The organism is Planococcus salinarum (assembly GCF_007004625.1).
Lineage (GTDB): Bacteria > Bacillota > Bacilli > Bacillales_A > Planococcaceae > Planococcus > Planococcus salinarum.
Genome location: NZ_VIFV01000001.1, coordinates 278,379 through 297,767, shown reverse-complemented (window position 1 = coordinate 297,767; position 19,389 = coordinate 278,379). Strand labels below are relative to the sequence as shown.

The 19,389-nt window shown below is 49.3% G+C and carries 21 protein-coding genes; 14 read left to right on the top strand and 7 right to left on the bottom strand.

The genetic code is table 11. The features are described 5' to 3' along the window. Positions 1-57: 57 nt before the first annotated feature. Positions 58-483, top strand: a complete 426-nt coding sequence (locus DIJ65_RS02485; RefSeq protein WP_071152419.1) for a CBS domain-containing protein — start codon at positions 58-60, stop codon at positions 481-483. A gap of 73 nt (positions 484-556) precedes the next feature. On the opposite strand, the gene DIJ65_RS02480 is transcribed toward DIJ65_RS02485, so the two are convergent. Then, the gene (locus DIJ65_RS02480; protein WP_117299451.1) at positions 557-976 is read right to left on the bottom strand and encodes a hypothetical protein; all 420 of its coding nucleotides are present in this window, start codon (positions 974-976) and stop codon (positions 557-559) included. 204 nt (positions 977-1,180) lie between these two features. Here DIJ65_RS02480 and DIJ65_RS02475 point away from each other — a divergent pair, with 204 nt between their 5' ends. Then, positions 1,181-1,372, top strand: a complete 192-nt coding sequence (locus tag DIJ65_RS02475) for a hypothetical protein (protein ID WP_117299453.1) — start codon at positions 1,181-1,183, stop codon at positions 1,370-1,372. 154 nt (positions 1,373-1,526) lie between these two features. On the opposite strand, the gene DIJ65_RS02470 is transcribed toward DIJ65_RS02475, so the two are convergent. Both DIJ65_RS02470 and rluF read right to left on the bottom strand, forming a co-directional pair. Next, a complete protein-coding gene (locus tag DIJ65_RS02470; RefSeq protein ID WP_117299455.1) occupies positions 1,527-2,240 on the bottom strand; it encodes a DUF6904 family protein in 714 nt (237 codons plus the stop codon). A gap of 12 nt (positions 2,241-2,252) precedes the next feature. Continuing rightward, the gene (gene rluF, locus DIJ65_RS02465; RefSeq protein ID WP_117299457.1) at positions 2,253-2,960 is read right to left on the bottom strand and encodes a 23S rRNA pseudouridine(2604) synthase RluF; all 708 of its coding nucleotides are present in this window, start codon (positions 2,958-2,960) and stop codon (positions 2,253-2,255) included. Between the two features lie 242 nt (positions 2,961-3,202). Between rluF and adh the strand changes: the two genes are divergently transcribed. The 4 genes from adh (at position 3,203) to DIJ65_RS02445 (ending at position 6,775) form a co-directional block, all read left to right on the top strand. After that, complete coding sequence (gene adh / locus DIJ65_RS02460; protein WP_112222275.1) at positions 3,203-4,723, top strand: aldehyde dehydrogenase; 1,521 nt, start codon at positions 3,203-3,205, stop codon at positions 4,721-4,723. Between the two features lie 415 nt (positions 4,724-5,138). Further along, the gene (locus tag DIJ65_RS02455) at positions 5,139-5,501 is read left to right on the top strand and encodes a DUF779 domain-containing protein (protein WP_117299459.1); all 363 of its coding nucleotides are present in this window, start codon (positions 5,139-5,141) and stop codon (positions 5,499-5,501) included. Between the two features lie 502 nt (positions 5,502-6,003). Beyond that, positions 6,004-6,192: a hypothetical protein gene (locus tag DIJ65_RS02450; RefSeq protein WP_084246736.1), complete on the top strand. Its 189-nt coding sequence runs from the start codon at positions 6,004-6,006 to the stop codon at positions 6,190-6,192. Continuing rightward, entirely contained in the window at positions 6,185-6,775 is a 591-nt protein-coding gene (locus tag DIJ65_RS02445; protein WP_117299461.1) for a Fic/DOC family protein, read from the top strand. Before DIJ65_RS02450 ends, DIJ65_RS02445 begins: the two co-directional genes overlap by 8 nt. Positions 6,776-6,979: 204 nt before the next feature. On the opposite strand, the gene DIJ65_RS02440 is transcribed toward DIJ65_RS02445, so the two are convergent. Continuing rightward, complete coding sequence (locus DIJ65_RS02440; protein WP_117299463.1) at positions 6,980-7,780, bottom strand: AAC(3) family N-acetyltransferase; 801 nt, start codon at positions 7,778-7,780, stop codon at positions 6,980-6,982. Between the two features lie 141 nt (positions 7,781-7,921). Between DIJ65_RS02440 and DIJ65_RS02435 the strand changes: the two genes are divergently transcribed. Next, entirely contained in the window at positions 7,922-8,398 is a 477-nt protein-coding gene (locus DIJ65_RS02435; protein ID WP_117299464.1) for an acyl-CoA thioesterase, read from the top strand. A gap of 31 nt (positions 8,399-8,429) precedes the next feature. On the opposite strand, the gene DIJ65_RS02430 is transcribed toward DIJ65_RS02435, so the two are convergent. Next, positions 8,430-8,939: a DUF421 domain-containing protein gene (locus DIJ65_RS02430; protein WP_071152398.1), complete on the bottom strand. Its 510-nt coding sequence runs from the start codon at positions 8,937-8,939 to the stop codon at positions 8,430-8,432. A 252-nt stretch (positions 8,940-9,191) separates the two neighbouring features. Here DIJ65_RS02430 and DIJ65_RS02425 point away from each other — a divergent pair, with 252 nt between their 5' ends. Then, on the top strand, positions 9,192-9,398 hold the full coding sequence (locus DIJ65_RS02425; protein ID WP_071152397.1) for a hypothetical protein: 207 nt from the start codon (positions 9,192-9,194) through the stop codon (positions 9,396-9,398). Positions 9,399-9,434: 36 nt separating this feature from the next. On the opposite strand, the gene DIJ65_RS02420 is transcribed toward DIJ65_RS02425, so the two are convergent. Together DIJ65_RS02420 and DIJ65_RS02415 are read right to left on the bottom strand one after the other, a co-directional pair. Next, positions 9,435-10,457, bottom strand: coding sequence for a YecA family protein (locus DIJ65_RS02420; protein WP_071152396.1), 1,023 nt, complete (start codon positions 10,455-10,457; stop codon positions 9,435-9,437). Between the two features lie 94 nt (positions 10,458-10,551). Continuing rightward, positions 10,552-11,460: an acetamidase/formamidase family protein gene (locus DIJ65_RS02415; protein ID WP_071152395.1), complete on the bottom strand. Its 909-nt coding sequence runs from the start codon at positions 11,458-11,460 to the stop codon at positions 10,552-10,554. Positions 11,461-11,597: 137 nt separating this feature from the next. Between DIJ65_RS02415 and lepB the strand changes: the two genes are divergently transcribed. The 6 genes from lepB (at position 11,598) to hutH (ending at position 19,314) form a co-directional block, all read left to right on the top strand. Beyond that, on the top strand, positions 11,598-12,131 hold the full coding sequence (gene lepB, locus DIJ65_RS02410) for a signal peptidase I (protein ID WP_084226118.1): 534 nt from the start codon (positions 11,598-11,600) through the stop codon (positions 12,129-12,131). Positions 12,132-12,155: 24 nt separating this feature from the next. Beyond that, positions 12,156-13,574 (top strand): helix-turn-helix transcriptional regulator, encoded by a 1,419-nt coding sequence (locus tag DIJ65_RS02405; RefSeq protein ID WP_071152394.1) that lies wholly within the window; start codon positions 12,156-12,158, stop codon positions 13,572-13,574. A 199-nt stretch (positions 13,575-13,773) separates the two neighbouring features. Continuing rightward, positions 13,774-15,456, top strand: coding sequence for a urocanate hydratase (gene hutU, locus DIJ65_RS02400; RefSeq protein WP_071152393.1), 1,683 nt, complete (start codon positions 13,774-13,776; stop codon positions 15,454-15,456). Beyond that, positions 15,449-16,696, top strand: a complete 1,248-nt coding sequence (gene hutI, locus DIJ65_RS02395; protein WP_117299466.1) for an imidazolonepropionase — start codon at positions 15,449-15,451, stop codon at positions 16,694-16,696. Before hutU ends, hutI begins: the two co-directional genes overlap by 8 nt. Next, positions 16,693-17,628, top strand: a complete 936-nt coding sequence (locus DIJ65_RS02390; protein ID WP_071152392.1) for an agmatinase family protein — start codon at positions 16,693-16,695, stop codon at positions 17,626-17,628. The genes hutI and DIJ65_RS02390 overlap by 4 nt, the downstream gene beginning before the upstream one ends. Positions 17,629-17,799: 171 nt before the next feature. Continuing rightward, positions 17,800-19,314 (top strand): histidine ammonia-lyase, encoded by a 1,515-nt coding sequence (hutH, locus tag DIJ65_RS02385; protein ID WP_117299640.1) that lies wholly within the window; start codon positions 17,800-17,802, stop codon positions 19,312-19,314. Positions 19,315-19,389: the final 75 nt, after the last annotated feature.

The following is a 19,389-nucleotide window of genomic DNA, read 5'->3' as shown; positions in this document are numbered from 1 at the left end:
GATGGCTTCAAATCGGATAAACAAGGAATATGAATAAATAATAAGGAGGAATTTCCAGTGAAAATAGCAGACATTATGACCAGCGAAGTAGACACGTGCACACCGCAGACGTCTCTGCAGGAAGCGGCATCAAAAATGAAGGAAATCAATGTGGGATCCATTCCCGTAATCGATAACGACAAGCTGATCGGCATCGTAACAGACCGCGACATTGTGGTTCGGGGCATTGCAGACAATCTGTCACTGGACTCAGCGGTTTCGGAAATCCTTTCGGAAAGTATTGTGACGGGAAGCCGGGATATGTCAGTGGAAGAAGCTGCTGAATTGATGGCTGACCACCAGATCCGCCGTTTGCCGATCGTGGAAAAAGACAAAGTGGTGGGCATCGTTTCACTCGGAGATATTGCTGTAAAAGATAAATCATACGGCAATGCAGACATTGCGCTCGATGAAGTGTCAGAACCGGCTGAGCCGGATAAATAATCACTGAAAATATGGAAATGAAAAACCGGCCACGTGATGGCCGGTTTTTCTATGTTTGGACACTGTAAGTTTTTTATTCCACAGTGATCACTGAAGCGGATATCAAAGGCATATCTTCTTCCGCATTGCCGTCATATATCCCTTCGACTTGAATGCTGTCCCCAACCTCGGCGGCGGTTTCCGACATATTGCGGATAAATACCTGCTGATCGCCATTGCTCAAAATAAATGAAGGAAATGCCACACTGTCGGCCAACTCTTCAACCGTGCCGGAAATCTTTACGGGCGCACCCTCTTCTATATTGCCTTCCACCAATTCAGCTATTTCGACTGTTTCGGCGTCTTCCACTTCCACTGGATCTGTGGGATCCAGATCATCGCCTTCCGGGGCGGAAACTTCTGTCTCGCCTTCTTCTTCCAATTCCGGATTTTCTTCAGTGTTGCAAGCTGCTAATAATACAGTCAAAGTGATTGGCAGCATCCATTTCTTCATCAACTTTCCCTCCTGGTAAAAGAATTTATTTGTATAAAAGAATGTACCCGTTCTCTTGGGTTCTTAAAAGGGAAAGTGGTGAACGGGAGAGGGATATTTAACCTGACACTGGCAGCTGCGGCAGAAGAAGCAGAAGTCAGCAAAGGTGGGTAATTATACGATATTTCTCCGAAAGAAGCCTTGGTTGAAGGGGTGGTAATACATTTGGCAGGCAATTATCGGGAAAAGATTGCAAAAGGTGCAAAGGAAATGGAGAAGGAAAAAGGCAGGTGGACAAAGTCATACGTTGAGGTGACATACAATAATCCTTACGGCACTAAAGAAATGAATGGTGGTTTGTTAGCGGCGAAAGCTGTCAATGCGGACCTGTTGAATAAGCCGGGACCCTCCTTTTAAACGGATGGTCCCGGTGTTTTTCTGCCATAACACCCAGAAAATGCGTATTTCGGAATCATCTAAGTGAAAAGAAAAAGCCTTTGCTTCCAGGGAATCCTGGACAGCAAAGCCTTTTATGGCTGAAAGACGCAGCCGAAGCTCAGCTTTTTCGATTTTACCACTCGATTTCTTCCGGATATTCCGCCGATATGTTGATTTCGTGGATCCGCTTTTTGCCGGTCGCCGCAGTCATTACCTGCTGGCGGAATGCCTGATAATCTTTATCCTGTACAGCGAGTTTTAAAGCGATGGTGGAAAGGTTTTTTTCGCGCTGCTGCTTTGTCATCCCGATATACTTCAGGTTCATCAGGTCGACGTATTGGATTGCATAATCGTCCACGGTAGCCAGCTGGTCGAAACCTTTTATAATTGTTTTGTATTCTGCGTCCGGTATATGCCCCTGAAGACAGTCAAGGACAAGAGCCTGAAAACGGTAGATGACGGGAAGGTGAATATCCCATACAGATTTCGAAGCCTGTTTCTGGTAGAGGCTGACGAAATCCTTCATGGCAATTGCTGCATAGATCAGCTCCGGCCAAAGTACTTCAACCGAATAATAAATATTTTTATCCGGTGCGATAAATCCATGTTGCTTCATCGTATGGTCATGGAGACCATTAAAAACAAATTCGACATTGCGGTCACCCTGGGCAGCGTGACGGAGTTCATAGGAAATTCCGAGCAGGCGCCTCCGTGATCCTTCATAACCGTGATATTGCTCTTCTTTGCCGATCACTTTATAAATGGCCTGATTTAAATCATCGAGATCAAAATAATCACCGCTTATTTTAACACCGGTATAATTCGGTGTGTTCGTCATTGTCAGCATGCAGCATCCTCCTCATCGTTTGGGTGTATAGCCAAGACGCCTGAATAATTCACTGCGTTCATCGTCCGTCAAGTCGCGCCATTCTCCGACCGGCAGATCGCCGAGATGGATATTCATAATCCGAATCCGCTGCAGGCTCCGTACTTCATAGCCAAGTGCGGTGCACATCCGGCGTATTTGGCGATTCAAGCCCTGTTTAAGCGTCAGTTTAAAAATATACTTTGTCAGTTTTTCCGCTTTTGCCGGAAGCGTGACGGTATCGAGAATCTCGACGCCGCTTTCCATTTTATCCAGAAAAGAATCGGTGATCGGCATATCGACCCTGACGATGTATTCTTTTTCGTGTTCATTTTCATGCCGCAGGATTTCATTGACGATGTCGCCGTCATTTGTCAGCAGAATGAGGCCTTCTGAGTCTTTATCGAGGCGGCCGACGTGGAAGATGCGTTCAGGATGATTGACGAAATCGACAATGTTCCCTTTGATGTGGCGTTCGGTCGTGCTGGTGATGCCGACAGGTTTATTCAACGCGAGATAAATATACTCCTGCTGCGGTTGTTCGATTAATTTGCCGTCGACGTGCACTTCATCTCCCGGCTGAACCTTGCTGCCGAGTTCCGCTGGTGCACCGTTGATGGTGACGCGGCCGGCATCGATGAATTTGTCCGCTCCGCGGCGTGAGGTAATTCCGGTTTCACTTAAAAATTTATTGATTCGCATAATAAAATCCCTTCGATTTATAGAATTTGCTGTGTGTCTCCATTATACCCCCCAAAAGGGGCAGAACAAAACGAAGCGTTAATTGAGGGCCGAAGAAAAAAGAAGAGTATAATCTATTGCAATTTTCTAAGTTGTTTGACAATATAAGAGGTAAGCTGTTTCATTATGTGCAAACAAATCAACAGTATAATGAAAGCGCATACATAACGGCAATTGAATTAAAGGGAGGAAACAGAATGGTAATGGAATATGCAGTGCCGAATACAAGTGGGGCTAAGAGTTCATTTAAGGAAAGGTATGAAAACTATATTAATGGTGAATGGAGAGCACCGGCAAAAGGACAGTATTTCGATAATGTTTCTCCTGTTAACGGCAAGAAATTCACAGAAATTGCACGTTCGACTGCGGAAGATGTGGAAGCCGCGATAGATGCAGCCCATGCAGCGAAGGATGCCTGGGGCAAAACATCAGTTACGGAACGCGCCAATATTCTTTTGAAGATTGCTGATCGGATGGAACAAAATCTGGAAATGCTTGCAGTTGCAGAAACCTGGGACAACGGTAAAGCGGTGCGGGAAACCTTGAATGCTGATATTCCTTTGGCAATCGACCATTACCGGTATTTTGCAGGAGTTATCCGTGCACAGGAAGGATCGCTCAGCCAAATTGATGATGACACAGTTGCATATCATTTCCATGAGCCGCTGGGGGTGGTTGCACAAATCATTCCGTGGAACTTCCCGCTGCTGATGGCAACCTGGAAACTGGCGCCAGCACTCGCTGCAGGAAACTGTGTCGTATTGAAACCGGCAGAGCAGACCCCTGCAAGCATCCTGGTATGGGCTGAACTGGTCGGCGATTTACTGCCGCCGGGAGTGTTGAATATTGTTAACGGTTTCGGGCTTGAAGCAGGGAAACCGCTGGCATCCAGTCCACGCGTTGCCAAAGTCGCTTTCACAGGGGAAACAACAACGGGCCGGATGATTATGCAATATGCGTCACAAAACTTGATCCCGGTCACGCTGGAGCTGGGCGGCAAATCACCGAACATCTTCTTCAAGGACATCATGGATCAGGATGATGCCTTCCTTGATAAAGCGATTGAAGGTTTTGTCATGTTCGCGCTGAATCAGGGCGAGGTTTGTACTTGTCCGTCCCGTGTACTGATTCAGGAAGATATTTACGAAGAATTCATGGAACGGGCGTTGAAGCGTGTTGAAGCAATTAAAATCGGCAACCCGCTTGATCCGGAAACGATGATGGGGGCACAGGCTTCCCAGGAGCAGATGGAGAAAATCATGTCCTATCTGGATATCGGCAAGCAGGAAGGCGCGGAAGTCCTTGCGGGCGGCGATCGAAATGTGCTTGAAGGCGATTTGGCGGAAGGATTCTATATCAAGCCGACTGTATTTAAAGGAAACAACAAAATGCGCGTGTTCCAGGAAGAGATTTTTGGACCGGTTGTTTCCGTAACGACTTTCAAAACAAAAGAAGAAGCGATGGAAATTGCAAATGATACATTATATGGACTGGGAGCCGGCATCTGGACACGCGATACGCATACAGCTTACCGTTTCGGCCGCGGCATCCAAGCGGGCCGCGTCTGGACAAACTGCTATCACCAGTATCCAGCCCATGCTGCATTCGGTGGATACAAAATGTCAGGCTTTGGCCGTGAAAACCACAAAATGATGCTGGACCATTACCAAAACACGAAAAATATGCTGGTCAGCTACAGTCAGGACAAGCAAGGGTTCTTTTGATTCCGTGGCTTAACGCATGGTCGCATTTCGCTGTCCAGACTCCCGTGGCCCAGCTCTTCGGGTCGTAAGTCAATCCAGCTGCGCGGCAAAAAACGCCACTTCGCTGGCTCGCCTTACGCCTTTCAGAGCTTAACGGGCACGGTCGCATTTCGCTGTCCAGACTCCCGTGGCCCAGCTCTTCGGGTCGTAAGTCAATCCAGCTGCGCGACAAAAAACGCCACTTCGCTGGCTCGCCTTACGCCTTTCAGAGCTTAACGGGCACGGTCGCATTTCTCTGTCCAGACTCCCGTGGCCCAGCTCTTCGGGTCGTAAGTCAATCCAGCTGCGCGGCAAAAAACGCCACTTCGCTGGCTCGCCTTACGCCTTTCAGAGCTTAACGGGCACGGTCGCATTTCTATAGAAAGAAGGGATTGCAATGGTTGAACGCGTAACAGCTACTGATGCCGCCCTAGAATTAATCGAGTTTTTAAAAGAAAAGCATGGCCCTCTGATGTTCCACCAGTCAGGCGGCTGCTGTGACGGCAGCTCCCCTATGTGCTATCCGGAAGGCGATCTGTTTCTCGGAGAACAGGATATGTACATGGGAGAAATCGGCGGCGCTAAATTCTATATGCACAAAAACCAATTTGATTACTGGCGCCATACTCAATTGATTATTGATGTAGTGCCGGGGCGTGGCGGAATGTTTTCACTCGAAGGCGTCGAAGGAAAACGGTTTCTCACAAGATCCCGGGCGTTTACGACGGAAGAAACGAAAGAGTTGCAGGAACAGGCTTAAAGAGAAGGCGGGAATTTTTCCCGTCTTTTTTTGGTGGGCTGAATTTCGGGGTTATAGAATTAATAAGGTCTAAATCTGGCTAAAAGTATATATTTCAATAAAAAACCTCGGAGGAATTTCCAGCTAAATGGATATACTGTCCGGAGCACGCCAAATACTGTCCGGAACACACCAAATACTGTCCGCAGATCGAAAATACTATCCGGAAACGAAAAATACTGTCCGGAAGAAAATCCGATACAAATAGAATATGATTCCATTCACGGAAACATTCTTTTTTACCGTGAAAAAGCAGATGAACAGCATCTGATTATCCGTAAATAATTATTTCTGTAAAGAATTTGCAGTGAAAACGAGCAGGTTTTCATTCCTTTTGAAATCCGGAAAAATACGCTGAATAACAAGCCCGGCCAAAGCGCTCCTATTCTTCCGAATCCGTTGCTGGAAATGGATTTGAAGCAGGTGGAATGGTATAATGGAAGAATGAAAGGTGGTCATCGATTTGACGAAATTAGTTAACCGGATTTCTTTTGAGCAGGCCGAACATGCCATCTCCTATGCATCCCATTCACTCCATATAGAAGGTTTTGACGTGACGCATGAGGATTGCAATTTTGTCCGGTCGGTTTTGACAGGGGAAAAAACGGAAGCTCAATTCCACAAGGCCATTCGAAACAGATTTGATGTCTAGGTATAAGCATTCTTCCATGTATTGTTATCCCGGCTCGGACGTTCTGATCAATCATTTTTCCATTAAGGATGACAGCACGCTGAAGGAACTGGAAACGGTTTATTCATTATTTCGCCTTTCCGAACTAAAGCTGAAAAAACCGGCTGATCCAGTCGATTTGGCGGCATTTATGGAAATTCATCGAAGTATACTTCAGGATGTCTATCCGTTTGCGGGACAATTGCGGCAGGAAATGATTTCAAAAGGATCTTCATCTTTTGCCCACCCTGATCATATCGAAGGCGAGTTACACCGGATTTTCAATGAATTGGCTGAGGAAAATTACCTGAAAGATCTTCCGCGCGAGGCAATGGTTAAGCGTTTGGCCCATTACCTTGCCGAGCTCAATGCACTGCACCCATTCCGGGAAGGTAACGGACGGACGGTGCGTGAATTTGCGCGCCAGTTAACGGCTGATGCAGGCTATCAGTTGGACTGGGAAAAAATTGCCCGGCCGGCTGAAATCATCAATGCATTCGTGGATTCCTTCAATGCCACCAACGATCGGCTGGAAGAATTGCTTGACGAAATTATAAAACCATAGGATTCCGCATTTGATTAGCGGGAATCCTATGGTTTTATTGTTTAGTAAGAAATTATAACTTTTTTAGTTTTAAATTTTTAAAAAGGGAAGTATCCCTGTCCAGACTCCAGTGCCTAGCTCTTCGGGTCATAAGTCAGCCCAGCTGCGTGGCAAAGAACGCCACTTCGCTGGTCTGCCTTATGCCTTTCAGAGCTGAACAGGCACTTACGCTTTTCCTTGCTGCAGCCATTGGATGCCGAATTCCACCAATGGGCGCATTTCAGTCAGTTTTGCTTCAGCCTGGCCAAGTGTGCCGGTTCTGATGTCACCCGGATAATCGTTGCCGATTTCCGGAAACCGGTCTGAGTCCATATCCACGCAGTCGAACCGTTGCCAAAGTCTTTGGCCATTCACCGTGATCGCAGCTCCCTGCGGGGAAGTCGTGCGATTGTCCTGTGCAAATTCAGCGTAATGCAGTGCTGTGCACGAATCAAAACCGACGCCGATGAAAAGGATCTGAAGTTGGGACTCCATCATTTTCCCGAGCGGCGAACTTTTACCAAAAGAATCTTCGAGTGGATGATCGCGCATCCACTCGTCTGCGCCATTTCCCCAAGCCATAAAGGAGTGGGCAGGGTGCGGGCTCCGGATGGTGAGCGGGTGGCGATGAAAACATTCGGCGATTTTCCCCATGCCGCGCAGATGCGTCAGGTGGGGGTCGTAGGCAGGCAGAGTTTCCCGCAGTTTCTCATGCCAGTTTTCAGGGATGGGCGGCTCCATCCAATAAACGGGATCTGAATTATCGGCGGACTGGGAGGGCATGACGATTGTGCCCTCTTTTGTGACGGTCTCCATGAGAGCCTCGACGACCGCCTGGGCGCCGCCTGCGATCCAGCCCATCGACTTGAGGGAAGAATGGACCATTATCCGGTCTCCTTGCCGGATTCCAAGTTCTTTCAACTGTTTTTTCAGTGTTTCTTTCGATTGAAATTCGGGTGTGTTTAAAATGCTCATCAGTTCTGACATACGGCACCTCCTGTCAATTCAATATACCATACCGCTAAAAGTTGCCGCTGCAGAATTTTATGTATAGCATTACTATTATGGAAAGCGACATGACAATAAAACAAACAGCAAAATTAATTCTTATCAAACAGGAGTGAGAGTATGGAAGGCAAGTTTATGAAAGAATCGAAGACAATCCAAACAAAGTTGGTTCTTCCGCCGGACACGAATCACATGAATTCGATTTTTGGCGGAAAAGTGCTGGCGTATATTGACGAAATCGCTGGCATCACTGCAATGAAACATGCCCGCAGGCAAGTGGTGGTGACAGCTTCCATCGACTCGGTCGATTTCCTGTCCTCCGCACATGTCGGCGATGTCCTGGAACTCGAAGCGAATGTCACGTCAACCGGCCGCACTTCGATGGAGGTCTACGTCAGAGTGAAATCCCAAAACCTGCAGACAGGCGAAGAACGGCTCACTACGGAATCCTTCCTGACAATGGTGGCGATGGGAGACGATGGAAAACCTACTCCGGTCCCACCGGTCATCCCTGAATCGGAAGGTGAAAAGAAGTTTTTCGACACAGCGCCGGCCCGCCGCGAACACCGCAAGCAAAGAGCAAAAACGCCACGATAATAAAAAGGTTCCGGAACCATCCGGAACCTTTTTATATATCTATTTTTGATTTGACATTCGCCAGGGTGTTTCCCGGCTCTCCTTGAATGACCGACATGCTGCCGTCGGTTTCCAGCACTACAGCCTGTACTTCCTCAAGACTTCCTTTGCCCTGGTTGCGGATGGCCTGCAGAATTTCAACTTCGTTGATCCGTTCTTTTTTCATTGTATCTTCCAGGAATGTTCCGTTAAAATACAGTAATCGTGGTTCTGATTTAACGAACTTACTGAAGCCTTTGGAACGCACTGCCAGAAAAGTCATCACGTATTGCATGGCGATTAACAGCGCGAATGCTGTCAGCCCTTCGAGCAGGGTATTATCTTTGCTTAGTAAAACAGTAGCCAGCGTCGAACCGAGCGCCACCGTAACTACCAGATCGAATGCGTTCAATTTGGTCAGCGTCCGCTTGCCGGATATTCGAAGAAAGAAAACGAGTCCCACGTATGCAAGAAAGCCGACTGTGACAATGCGGATAAAACTGCTCAAGGTAATTTCAAACATTCTTTCAACCCCTCCCTGTGGAAAACTGTTCTTGCCGAACTTATCAACATGTTGATAACTTTGCTTAATCGGATTTTGAATCCATAAAAGGGAAATTTACCCCCATTACACACAAAGTTATCCCGTATCCCATCTTTTCCCCATATCTCTGCAAGCAAACGGATTTCATCTTTTCATTTTCTGATATGCAGCGTTTAAAGGGGAATGGGGTATATAAAGTGAAAGGCGGAACATGAAAGAGGGGCGATTGCAATGAGAGTATTCCTGAATATCATCCGTTTTACAGGATTGGTGATTTTCGGTTTGGCCGTCCTGTTGCTGCTGGCAGCCATCCTCAATTATTTTTCATCATTCACGGAAATCATCTGGATGGAGCCGGGCTTCATCAGGCTTTACCTGTTTTTTGCCGTCACAGGAATCCTGGCATATATCCTGGTCACGTTCAGGAGAAGGAAGTAAAAAAAAAGAGCAGCCGAGGCTGCTCTTTTTGCTTAATTATTTACTTTTTGAAAGAAGTTCTTCGAAATACGAACCGAATTCCTTCGAGCGCTTCAATATGGTGCTTGAAGAGACATCGAATTTTTCGCTTAATTGTTTTGGTGCAAGCATTGGTCCCTTGATCAATTCATGATCCTGCAGGAATCTCCAATAACCGGCTACTATAGCTTCCGGTTTTTGAACGCTTGGCTTCTGGCTTATGAGGTAGCTGTTCATGATGCTGGTCACGTTATCAACCGTTTCGGCGTCAAAGTCAGCTTCCTGCACATGCTTTTTCAATTCGTCCATGACGGATTGATGTTCCGGCGAAAGGTCGATGCTTTCGTCAACAGTTCCTGTGGAATATTTGACGATGCTTTCAACCACCGTTAAATAGTTATCACGTACATATTGTTCGCCGTCAGTCGCATTTTCTTTTGCCATATCAGCTTTTAACTGTTCAAAGAATGGAGTGAATTCGCCAACAATGGTCAGATAGCCGTTAAGGAATAATGCGCCTTCTTCTCCAACGCGTGTATCGGGAAGAAGAATTGCAAGCAGTCCCTGGCCATCTTCCATATCCGTCGGAGGCTGGTCAGCCATTGTATAAGTGTCGCCGGTAAAGGCGTCTTTAAACTGAGCGGAACTTTCGTCTCCTTTTACATATTGGCCGACGAAAACTTTCACATCGTTCCAGTCCTTCAGCACTTCCTGAGTGGTGGGGCGCTGGGACAGATCAATCTGCTTGTCCAGATGCTCCCGCCAAAGTTCAGGCTTTTTCATGAACAGAAAATTTTCAATGACAAATGCCTGTGCATCATTTTCTGCCATTGTTTTCATCAGGCGGGGTTGCCATTCCTGCTGCAATTCACGGAAATCCGCAAGCTGTTCCTGATTCGGATTTTCGGAGAAGAACAATTGGCGCACTTTGAACAATTCATCGTTCACCAGGTCATTTATCGAAACTGACTGTTCTCTTCCGTGACATTTTTTGTATTTCTTACCGCTGCCGCATGGGCATGGATCATTTCTTCCTACCATTCCAATCACCTACATTTTTTCTTGAGTGTACCATACATTGCGCCTTCACTCAAAAGTCCGACGATTCTGACGCCGGTTAACCTTCAAAATATCATCATTTTCGGCTGAATAATTTGATATCCAGCGCATCCAGCACATGCTGAGGCACAAAGGAGCGGGCGGTAACCAATGGATCGACCACCTGGCTGATCTGCGCTTCGCCGGCGGCACTCATGAGCATCGTCATTTCGCTGACGCTCAAATCCGTATACGGCAATAAGAGATCAATCATTTCTTCCGTGGCAATTTTGACGGCTTCATCAAGTGTCATGGCCGAAACAAGAAGCGAAATTCCATCGCTGTTGGCCAATAGCGGATATTTCGAATGGAAACCTTTAATGACTTCGAGAGTTACGGTTGCGCGGCCAGGCACTTCTATGCCGGAGACACTGACTTCGCCGTCGCCCATAGCTGCATGAAAATCACCAAGTGCGAACAGGGCGCCTTCCGCGAAGACCGGAAAGTATAAAGTGGCGCCTTGCGTGATGTGCTTCGTATCCATGTTCCCGCCGTGGGCACCTGGTGTGCCGCACGAAACCGGTTCGCCTTCCGGGGCAACCCCGATGACACCGATCATCGGATTCAGCGGCAAATGCACTTTTTCGTTGAAGATGGCTTTGCCGTTTTCGATTGGAATGATTTTGGATTCCATCTTCTCCAGGCGGTGGCCCATTACACCAAGCTCGGGGCCGGTCACCATGACGCCTTGAGTTCCGATTTCCAGCTCATCGATCGTCACTTTGAGCAAATCTCCGGCCACCGCGCCTTCGACGTATACGGGGCCGGTCGCAGGATTGATCCGGTTCCAGTCGATTGCCGAAACTTCCTGGTCCGCAGACTGGATCTGATCAGTAAAACAGTCGAAGGTCTCGATGGCGACAGTATCGCCGGATTGTACATGCAGGACCGGGGGATTCACTCTTGAGAATGAATAGATAACATCACTGGTGGATAGTCTATGCATGGAAATTCACTCCTTTTTTTCATTATTTACATAATTGTAGCAAGTGGCAGTTTGAATAGCAAAACCCGGGATGCGCAGTGTCCGGGGGTATAGTATGATGAAAGAAAATAGAGAGCGGATCTGAGAGGTGCGTTTATTTGCTGGAAGAGCCTGCACACACATTGATTTCCTGGATGAAAGTGATCCTTATAGTGGCGCTTGTTTTATTGGTGGCCCGGCAATTCATCTATGAGCCGGTGGAGGTCCATGGCAAATCAATGATGCCGACTTTTGAAGAGAATGATCGGATCATCCTGATGAAAATCAGTGAAATCGAACCATTTGATATGATCGTCTTCAAAGTGGCTGATGAAAAAAATTACCTGAAACGTGTCATCGGGATTGCGGGTGACACGGTCGAAATTGCCGAGGGGACTCTGCAGATCAACGGAGTTGCGGCAGAAGAGCCTTATCTGAAGAACAACAGGCTTCTGGCCAGCCAAGGGGACTATGGCCAAATGGCAGAAGATTTTCCGGCTATCACGGTGCCTGCCGGATATTATTTCGTATTGGGAGACAATCGGCTGAACAGTGTCGATTCCCGCATGATCGGTTTTATAAAGAAAGAGGATGTCATCGGCGAAGTGATGTTCAGGCTGTCCCCGGCCAAACAGTTTGGCCCGGTGGAATAGTGGCAGAAGAAAGAGGGGGATTTTGTGAAAGTCGTGGTAATCTCGCAAAATGATCTGGAAGCCCAGGGGTTGAAATGGGTGGCGGAAGCGCATATGAACGGGGTGGAAGTGTCTTTCAGCAAAGAAGCAGCAGCGGACTGCCTGGTGGTCGATATGGAACTGTGGAACGAAGAGCTTGAACGGGAATTCACGCAGCGCAATATTCCCTGGATCGGCCTGTCTTCCGACCGGACATTTCTGACGGCCTACCGGGCTTTGAAAGGCAAAGCGGCGGATTTGCTGTTCCGCCCTTTCGATCCCCTGCTGCTTGTAAAACAGCTTCAGCAGATCCGCTTCCAGCTGCGCAATGAAAAAGCGGGAGAAGAAAATGTCAGCCGGACCCTCCTGAGGTATGAAGACTTCTTCAACGCGGAAGTTGTGACGCCGCCCCTCACGCTGGCAGCTTTTGTATTGCCCGATAAAGAGGGCTATCCGTTACTGAGCGAAGGGCTGAAAAAGTATCCATTCCATAAAGGGGTGGAAGTATTCGCGTTTTCCGACTTTGTGCTGGCGGCTTTCCTAACGGAAGATGAGCAGTCCTGCATTGAAGAAAGCCGGATGTTCCATGAGACATGGAAGCGGGAGGCCAAAGAAGATCTGTCGATTTTCGTCAATGCCCACCGCCGGGACAGGCTGAAAGAATATTATCAGGATACCCGGGACATGACTTCGCTGATTTTTTACGAAGGCTACGATATTTCAGTGATTGAAAGGGAGCCCATCGCCTGGCAACCCCTCGATCCATTCCTGACGCCGGTGGAACAGCGGCAATGGATTGAAATGCTCGAAAAGAAAGATACCGATGCCATTCAAGCCTGGATGCAAAATGAATTTCTTTCCTATTCACGGCCGTATCCCGATCCTGAAATGATTCGCGTACGGCTGACAAGTGTCTTGGCCCAGGCGCGCCGCTACATGAAATCAGCCCATCTCCAGGATGAGCAATGGGAACAGAGCTATCATGAAGTATTTGAAATTATCGTCAAAGATCCGGTCGTCTACCGAATCGTCCAGTCAACGCTCAACTTTATCGTGAACGTCGTATCAGCGGCCGCTAAAAATCCCGCAAACGGCGAATCTGCCGCTTCAGAGGAAATCCGGGAGCTGATGGAAGCGAATTATTGGAATCCGGACTGGAACCTTGCCGCATGTGCCGAACAGCTGCGGATGAATAAAAGCACTTTGAGCCGCCGGTTCCAAAAGCAGAACGGCCGGAAATTCAGCGAGCTGCTGATACACATCCGCATTCGTGAAGCGAACCGGCTGATGAAAGAAACGGAGATTCCGCTGGATGAGGTGGCGCGGCTCAGCGGTTTTGGCACCGCTTCTTATTTCAGCGCCGTGTACAAAAAATACGAAAAATTGACGCCTTCCCAATACCGGCAAGGCAGAATGCATTTATAGAAAGAAAACGGCCCGAACATCCAGGCCGTTTTTCTTTTTACCAAAATTCGATTCAAAGTTAAAAAACAATGAAATGAATCTATATAAATTAAAAGAAACTGAAAATATTCGAAATATATCGATAGTATTGCAACGATTTATAAGTAATTATCAGAATTATTCATATAAAATAAACATATACACAAAGGAGGAACACGATATGAAAACGGTTTCAGAACAAAAAGTGATCCAATATACAGGTACAAAGCTCAATACGAAAGGCTGGCAGCAGGAAGCGGCCCTGCGCATGCTGATGAATAACCTGAATCCCGATGTGGCAGAGCGGCCGGATGATCTGGTTGTCTACGGCGGCATTGGCAAAGCGGCAAGAAATTGGGGAAGTTTTGACGCCATCGTCCGCTCGCTGAAGGAGCTTGAAAACGATGAAACGCTGATGGTGCAATCGGGAAAGCCGGTCGCCATTTTCAAGACGCACGAAAATGCGCCGCGCGTATTGATTGCCAATTCAAATATTGTCCCGGCTTACGCCAATTGGGAGACGTTCCATGAACTCGATAAGAAAGGCTTGATGATGTACGGCCAGATGACTGCCGGCAGCTGGATTTACATCGGCTCACAAGGAATTGTCCAGGGAACGTATGAAACTTTCACGGAACTGGCCAAGCAGCATTTCGGCGAATCGCTGAAAGGGACGATTACGCTGACGGCAGGACTCGGCGGGATGGGCGGTGCCCAGCCGCTTGCCGTAACAATGGCGGGGGGCGTCTGCATCGCCATCGAAGTGGATGAGTCGAGAATCGACCGCCGCATCGCCACGCGTTACACGGATGTAAAAACCGATTCCATGGATGGAGCGATCCGCTTGGCCGAAGAGGCGAAAAGAGCAGGACGTGCCTTGTCCATCGGATTGCTGGGCAACGCATCGGATGTGCTGCCCGAAATGATTCGAAAAGGCTTTACGCCGGATGTCCTGACTGACCAGACTTCAGCGCACGATCCGTTGAACGGCTATATCCCGTCGGAAATGTCGCTGGTAGATGCAGCTGCACTCCGGGAGTCCGATCCCGCTGGGTATGTGAAGCTTTCAAAAGCATCAATGGCGCAGCATGTGCGGGCAATGTTGGACATGAAAGATAAAGGCGCCATCACCTTCGATTACGGCAATAACATCCGCCAGGTCGCCAAAGATGAAGGCGTTGAAAATGCCTTCGACTTCCCAGGATTCGTGCCGGCGTATATCCGCCCGCAGTTCTGCGAAGGCAAGGGGCCGTTCCGCTGGGTGGCATTGTCCGGCGATCCGGAAGATATCCGCAAGACGGATGAAGTGATCCTCCGCGAGTTCAGTTACAATACGCATCTTTGCAACTGGATCAGGATGGCGCAGGAAAGGATCCAGTTCCAGGGGTTGCCCGCCCGCATTTGCTGGCTCGGCTACGGAGAGCGTGCGCGTTTCGGAAAGATCATCAACGATATGGTGGCAAGCGGCGAGTTGAGCGCTCCGATCGTTATCGGACGCGATCACCTGGATTCGGGTTCCGTGGCATCGCCGAACCGCGAAACGGAATCGATGAAAGACGGTTCGGACGTTGTCGCTGACTGGCCGATCCTAAACGCAATGGTCAACGCAGTTGGTGGTGCAACTTGGGTATCGCTTCACCACGGCGGCGGGGTCGGTATGGGGTACTCCATACACTCCGGTATGGTCATAGTTGCGGATGGCACAAAAGATGCTGAAGCCCGTTTGGAGCGGGTATTGACGACAGATCCGGGAATGGGCGTGGCGCGACACGTTGATGCGGGCTATGAAATTGCCGAGAAAACAGCGCATGAAAAAGGCGTCAACATCCCGATGATGAAAGGTGGAAACGAGAAAAATGGCTAAAACAGTTTGGATTAAACACGCATTGCTTGCGACCATCAAAGGGCAGCAGGGGCCAAGATCAAAAAAGGCGATGAGTGAACTCGGATTAATCGAAGACGGCAGTGTCTGGCTGGAAGACGGAAAAATTGCGGCGGTCGGCACTACAGATGAACTGGAACAGAAATACGCGGACCGATCGGCAGAAGCGGATATCATCGAGGCTCAAGGCCAACTGGTGACGCCCGGCCTTGTCGACCCGCATACGCATGTCGCGTATGGAGGCAGCCGTGAAGGCGAATTCGAAAAACGGCTGCAGGGCACTTCTTATATGGACATCATGAATGCGGGGGGCGGCATCCACGCGACAATGCGCATGACCCGCGAAGCGACAGAAGAGGAATTGGTGGAAGGGACAACGAAACGGCTGAACTCGTTCCTCGAACACGGCGTCACGACGGTGGAAGGAAAGAGCGGCTACGGCATGAACCTGGAGACCGAGCTGAAACAATTGAAAGTCATGAAACGATTGAACGCGGAGCATCCAATCGACCTGGTACCGACGTTCATGGGTGCGCATGCAGTGCCGGCCGAATACAAAGGGAAAGAAGAGGATTTCGTTGATTACCTGATCGACACGATGCTGCCGGAAGTGGCGGACCTGGCCGAGTTCAATGACGTGTTCTGCGAAAAGAACGTCTACACACCGGAACAGTCCGAACGCATCCTGGAAGCGGGCAAGAAATACGGCCTGACACCGAAAATCCACGCGGATGAAATTGTTTCCTACGGCGGAGCGGAACTGGCTGCGAAAGTCGGTGCCATTTCTGCAGAACATCTATTGAAAGCTTCCGATGAAGGCATCAAAGCGATGGCAGAGGCGGGCGTCATCGCCTGCCTGTTGCCTGCAACAGCCCTTTATCTCCGGGAAGAAGCGGCACAGGGCCGGAAAATGATCGATTCAGGTGTGGCAGTCGCGATTTCGACGGACTGCAATCCGGGCTCATCGCCGACCGTATCAATGCCGCTGGTCATGAACCTGGCCTGCATCTCGATGCGCCTGACGCCGGCGGAAGCTTTGGTGGCAGCCACCTACAACGCAGCTTGTGCAATCAAACGCGAAGACCGTGCCGGATCGATTGAAGTCGGCAAACAGGCGGATATTGTTTTATGGAAAGTGAAATCGTATCAGGAGCTGCAGTATTTATTCGGCGTTAATCATGTGCAATCGGTTTGGAAAAATGGCGAGAAGGTGGTTGGATGAGTTATTTAGTGAAACCGGAATGGAGCTGGCAGCCGGCGGACCGGGTTACGCATGTGCATCACTGGGTCAAACAGGAGGGAGAGGCCGACGTCATTCTTTTTGGCGCACCACTTTCCCGTTCCTCGATTTCCGCATCGGCGGCTTCGGATTATCCCGAGGCATTCCGCAAGATGTGGAAAGGCTTTGCTGCTTACAACCTGGACGAACGGATCGACCTGACGAAAATTTCAGTGCGTGACGCGGGAGATGTCGCCATGCACACGACGAACATCAAAGAATCGCACCGGCGCATCGAAGAATCGGTGGAAGGTTTGGCGGACAGCAAATTGACCTGCATGATCGGCGGCGACCATTCGACGACGGCTTGCGCTGTCAGAGGCGTGAAGAAAGCCTTTTCCGGTGAACGGATCGGCATTCTGCAGCTCGATACCCATCTGGATGTGCGTGATCCCAAAGAATTGGGTCCGGCAAACGGTACGCCGATCCGCCAATTGATAGACGGGGAGACGGTACGAGGGAAAGACGTCGTCAACATCGGGCTGCACGGCTATTTCAATACGAAAGAGCTGGTTGAATACGCAGATGAAAAAGGCATCCAAATGGTGACGATGCGGGAAGCGCGAAAAGCCGGGCTGACTGAAACAATCCGCAAAGCGGTAAAAGCCCTGGAACACGTGGACCGCATCTACGCTACGATCGACATGGATGTGCTCGACATCAGTGTGGCTCCGGGTGTTCCGGCTTCGACGCCGGGCGGCATGAAGTCAGAAGAACTGTTCGAGGCTTTAATCGAAATCGGCAAAACGGAGAAAGTGAGGCATATCGATTTTGTCTGCCTGGATCCTCAAAAAGATAATCATGTGGCAGCCACAGTCAAAACAGGGGTGTATGCGTGGCTGCAGTTTATGACCGGGGTTGCGATGAGAAGATAGTCAAATTACGATCTCATCCAATCCTTTAACACGGTGATGCGTTACCACTGTATCTTGTTAAAATATGGTAAATAATCCTTGAGGTTTCTATTGCTGAAACCTATACTGAGGGTAACTCAAGATGCGATGGCGGCTGCTGTCGCATCTTTTTTCGAAGGGACGGGATTTAAAATGATTACATTAACGGGGAACGATTTGACGATCGAACAATTGCGTAGAATATTGTTTGAAAACGAGACCATCGAATTGGATGCCGTCGCAATGGACCGTGTCCGCAACAGCAGGGCAGCGGTCGAGCGCATTGTAGCGGAAAAGAAGACGGTTTACGGCATCAATACGGGATTCGGCAAATTCAGTGACGTCAGCATAGCAGAAGAGGATGTGAACCCGCTGCAGCTTCACTTGATCCGCTCACATGCCTGTGGTATCGGAAAACCATTCTCGGAATCGGTTTCCCGGGCAATGGTCGTGCTGCGCTTGAACGCGCTATTGAAAGGCTTTTCCGGAATTCGCCCGATTGTCGCGGAACGGCTGGCGATGATGGTCAATGAAAGGATCCACCCCGTCATTCCACAGCAGGGGTCGCTTGGAGCTTCCGGAGATCTGGCGCCGCTTTCCCACCTGGCACTGGTGCTGATCGGAGAAGGCGAATACTGGAAGGACGGAGAACCGGCAGATGCTTCCTCTGTTTGGCAGCAAAAAGGCCTGTCTCCTGTAGAATTGCAGGCGAAAGAAGGATTGGCGCTGATCAACGGCACACAGACGATGACGGCACAAGGCGCGGTCACGTATATTGAAGCGGAAACACTGGCGCTGCAAAGCGAATGGATTGCGGCAATGACGTTTGAATCCCTGTTCGGCGTCATGGATGCCTTCCATCCGGCAGTCCACGAAGCGCGTGGCTATAAAGAGCAGATAGCAGTAGCAGACCGCATGCGCTGGTGGCTGGAAGACAGCCGGCTCTCGACGGTGCAGGGCGAAAAACGCGTTCAGGACGCCTATTCGCTGCGCTGCATTCCGCAAGTCCATGGAGCCAGCTGGCAGACGCTGGCATATGTAAAAGAAAAACTGGAAATCGAAATGAATGCGGCGACCGATAATCCGCTGATTTTTGAAAATGGCGATGTGGTTATTTCCGGCGGCAATTTCCACGGCCAGCCGGTCGCGTTTGCAATGGATTTCCTGAAAGTCGCAGTGGCCGAACTCGCGAACATCTCAGAGCGCCGCATTGAACGGCTCGTCAATCCGGCGTTGAACGAAGGGTTGCCCGCCTTCCTCAGCCCTGAACCCGGTCTGCAGTCAGGTGCGATGATTCTGCAATATGCGGCAGCGAGCCTGGTGTCAGAAAACAAAACCCTGGCGCATCCGGCATCAGTCGATTCGATTCCGTCTTCCGCTAATCAGGAAGACCACGTCAGCATGGGCACCATCGGCTCGCGCCACGCACGCGACATAACGGATAACGCCCGCCGCGTATTGGCAATCGAAGCGTTCTGTGCCGCTCAGGCAGTCGAATACCGTGGAGCGGACAGGATGTCGCCCAGAACGGCGGAGCGCCTCGGGGCCATCCGCAAAGTTGCAGGGCCGATTGACGAAGACCGCGTGTTCAGTCCGGACATCGAACGGATAGCATCGTTTCTATTGGAAGAAGCTTATCACGGTGTCAAAAAAGGTGTCGTTTCCTGAAATGGAAATCTGCCCTTTCAAATGCATTGGAATGCTGAATTACAAATGAATTATAAAAAAGCGCTGTATGTTGCA

What these genes read in the sequence shown, in the direction of transcription:
- DIJ65_RS02480 (WP_117299451.1), bottom strand. Translation starts at nt 976, where the DNA reads ATGAAGAAATGGATGCTGCCAATCACTTTGACTGTATTATTAGCAGCT.
- DIJ65_RS02470 (WP_117299455.1), bottom strand. Translation starts at nt 2,240, where the DNA reads ATGCTGACAATGACGAACACACCGAATTATACCGGTGTTAAAATAAGC.
- rluF (WP_117299457.1), bottom strand. Translation starts at nt 2,960, where the DNA reads ATGCGAATCAATAAATTTTTAAGTGAAACCGGAATTACCTCACGCCGC.
- adh (WP_112222275.1), top strand. Translation starts at nt 3,203, where the DNA reads ATGGAATATGCAGTGCCGAATACAAGTGGGGCTAAGAGTTCATTTAAG.
- DIJ65_RS02455 (WP_117299459.1), top strand. Translation starts at nt 5,139, where the DNA reads ATGGTTGAACGCGTAACAGCTACTGATGCCGCCCTAGAATTAATCGAG.
- DIJ65_RS02445 (WP_117299461.1), top strand. Translation starts at nt 6,185, where the DNA reads ATGTCTAGGTATAAGCATTCTTCCATGTATTGTTATCCCGGCTCGGAC.
- DIJ65_RS02440 (WP_117299463.1), bottom strand. Translation starts at nt 7,780, where the DNA reads ATGTCAGAACTGATGAGCATTTTAAACACACCCGAATTTCAATCGAAA.
- DIJ65_RS02435 (WP_117299464.1), top strand. Translation starts at nt 7,922, where the DNA reads ATGGAAGGCAAGTTTATGAAAGAATCGAAGACAATCCAAACAAAGTTG.
- DIJ65_RS02430 (WP_071152398.1), bottom strand. Translation starts at nt 8,939, where the DNA reads ATGTTTGAAATTACCTTGAGCAGTTTTATCCGCATTGTCACAGTCGGC.
- DIJ65_RS02425 (WP_071152397.1), top strand. Translation starts at nt 9,192, where the DNA reads ATGAGAGTATTCCTGAATATCATCCGTTTTACAGGATTGGTGATTTTC.
- DIJ65_RS02420 (WP_071152396.1), bottom strand. Translation starts at nt 10,457, where the DNA reads ATGGTAGGAAGAAATGATCCATGCCCATGCGGCAGCGGTAAGAAATAC.
- DIJ65_RS02415 (WP_071152395.1), bottom strand. Translation starts at nt 11,460, where the DNA reads ATGCATAGACTATCCACCAGTGATGTTATCTATTCATTCTCAAGAGTG.
- hutU (WP_071152393.1), top strand. Translation starts at nt 13,774, where the DNA reads ATGAAAACGGTTTCAGAACAAAAAGTGATCCAATATACAGGTACAAAG.
- hutI (WP_117299466.1), top strand. Translation starts at nt 15,449, where the DNA reads ATGGCTAAAACAGTTTGGATTAAACACGCATTGCTTGCGACCATCAAA.
- DIJ65_RS02390 (WP_071152392.1), top strand. Translation starts at nt 16,693, where the DNA reads ATGAGTTATTTAGTGAAACCGGAATGGAGCTGGCAGCCGGCGGACCGG.
- hutH (WP_117299640.1), top strand. Translation starts at nt 17,800, where the DNA reads ATGATTACATTAACGGGGAACGATTTGACGATCGAACAATTGCGTAGA.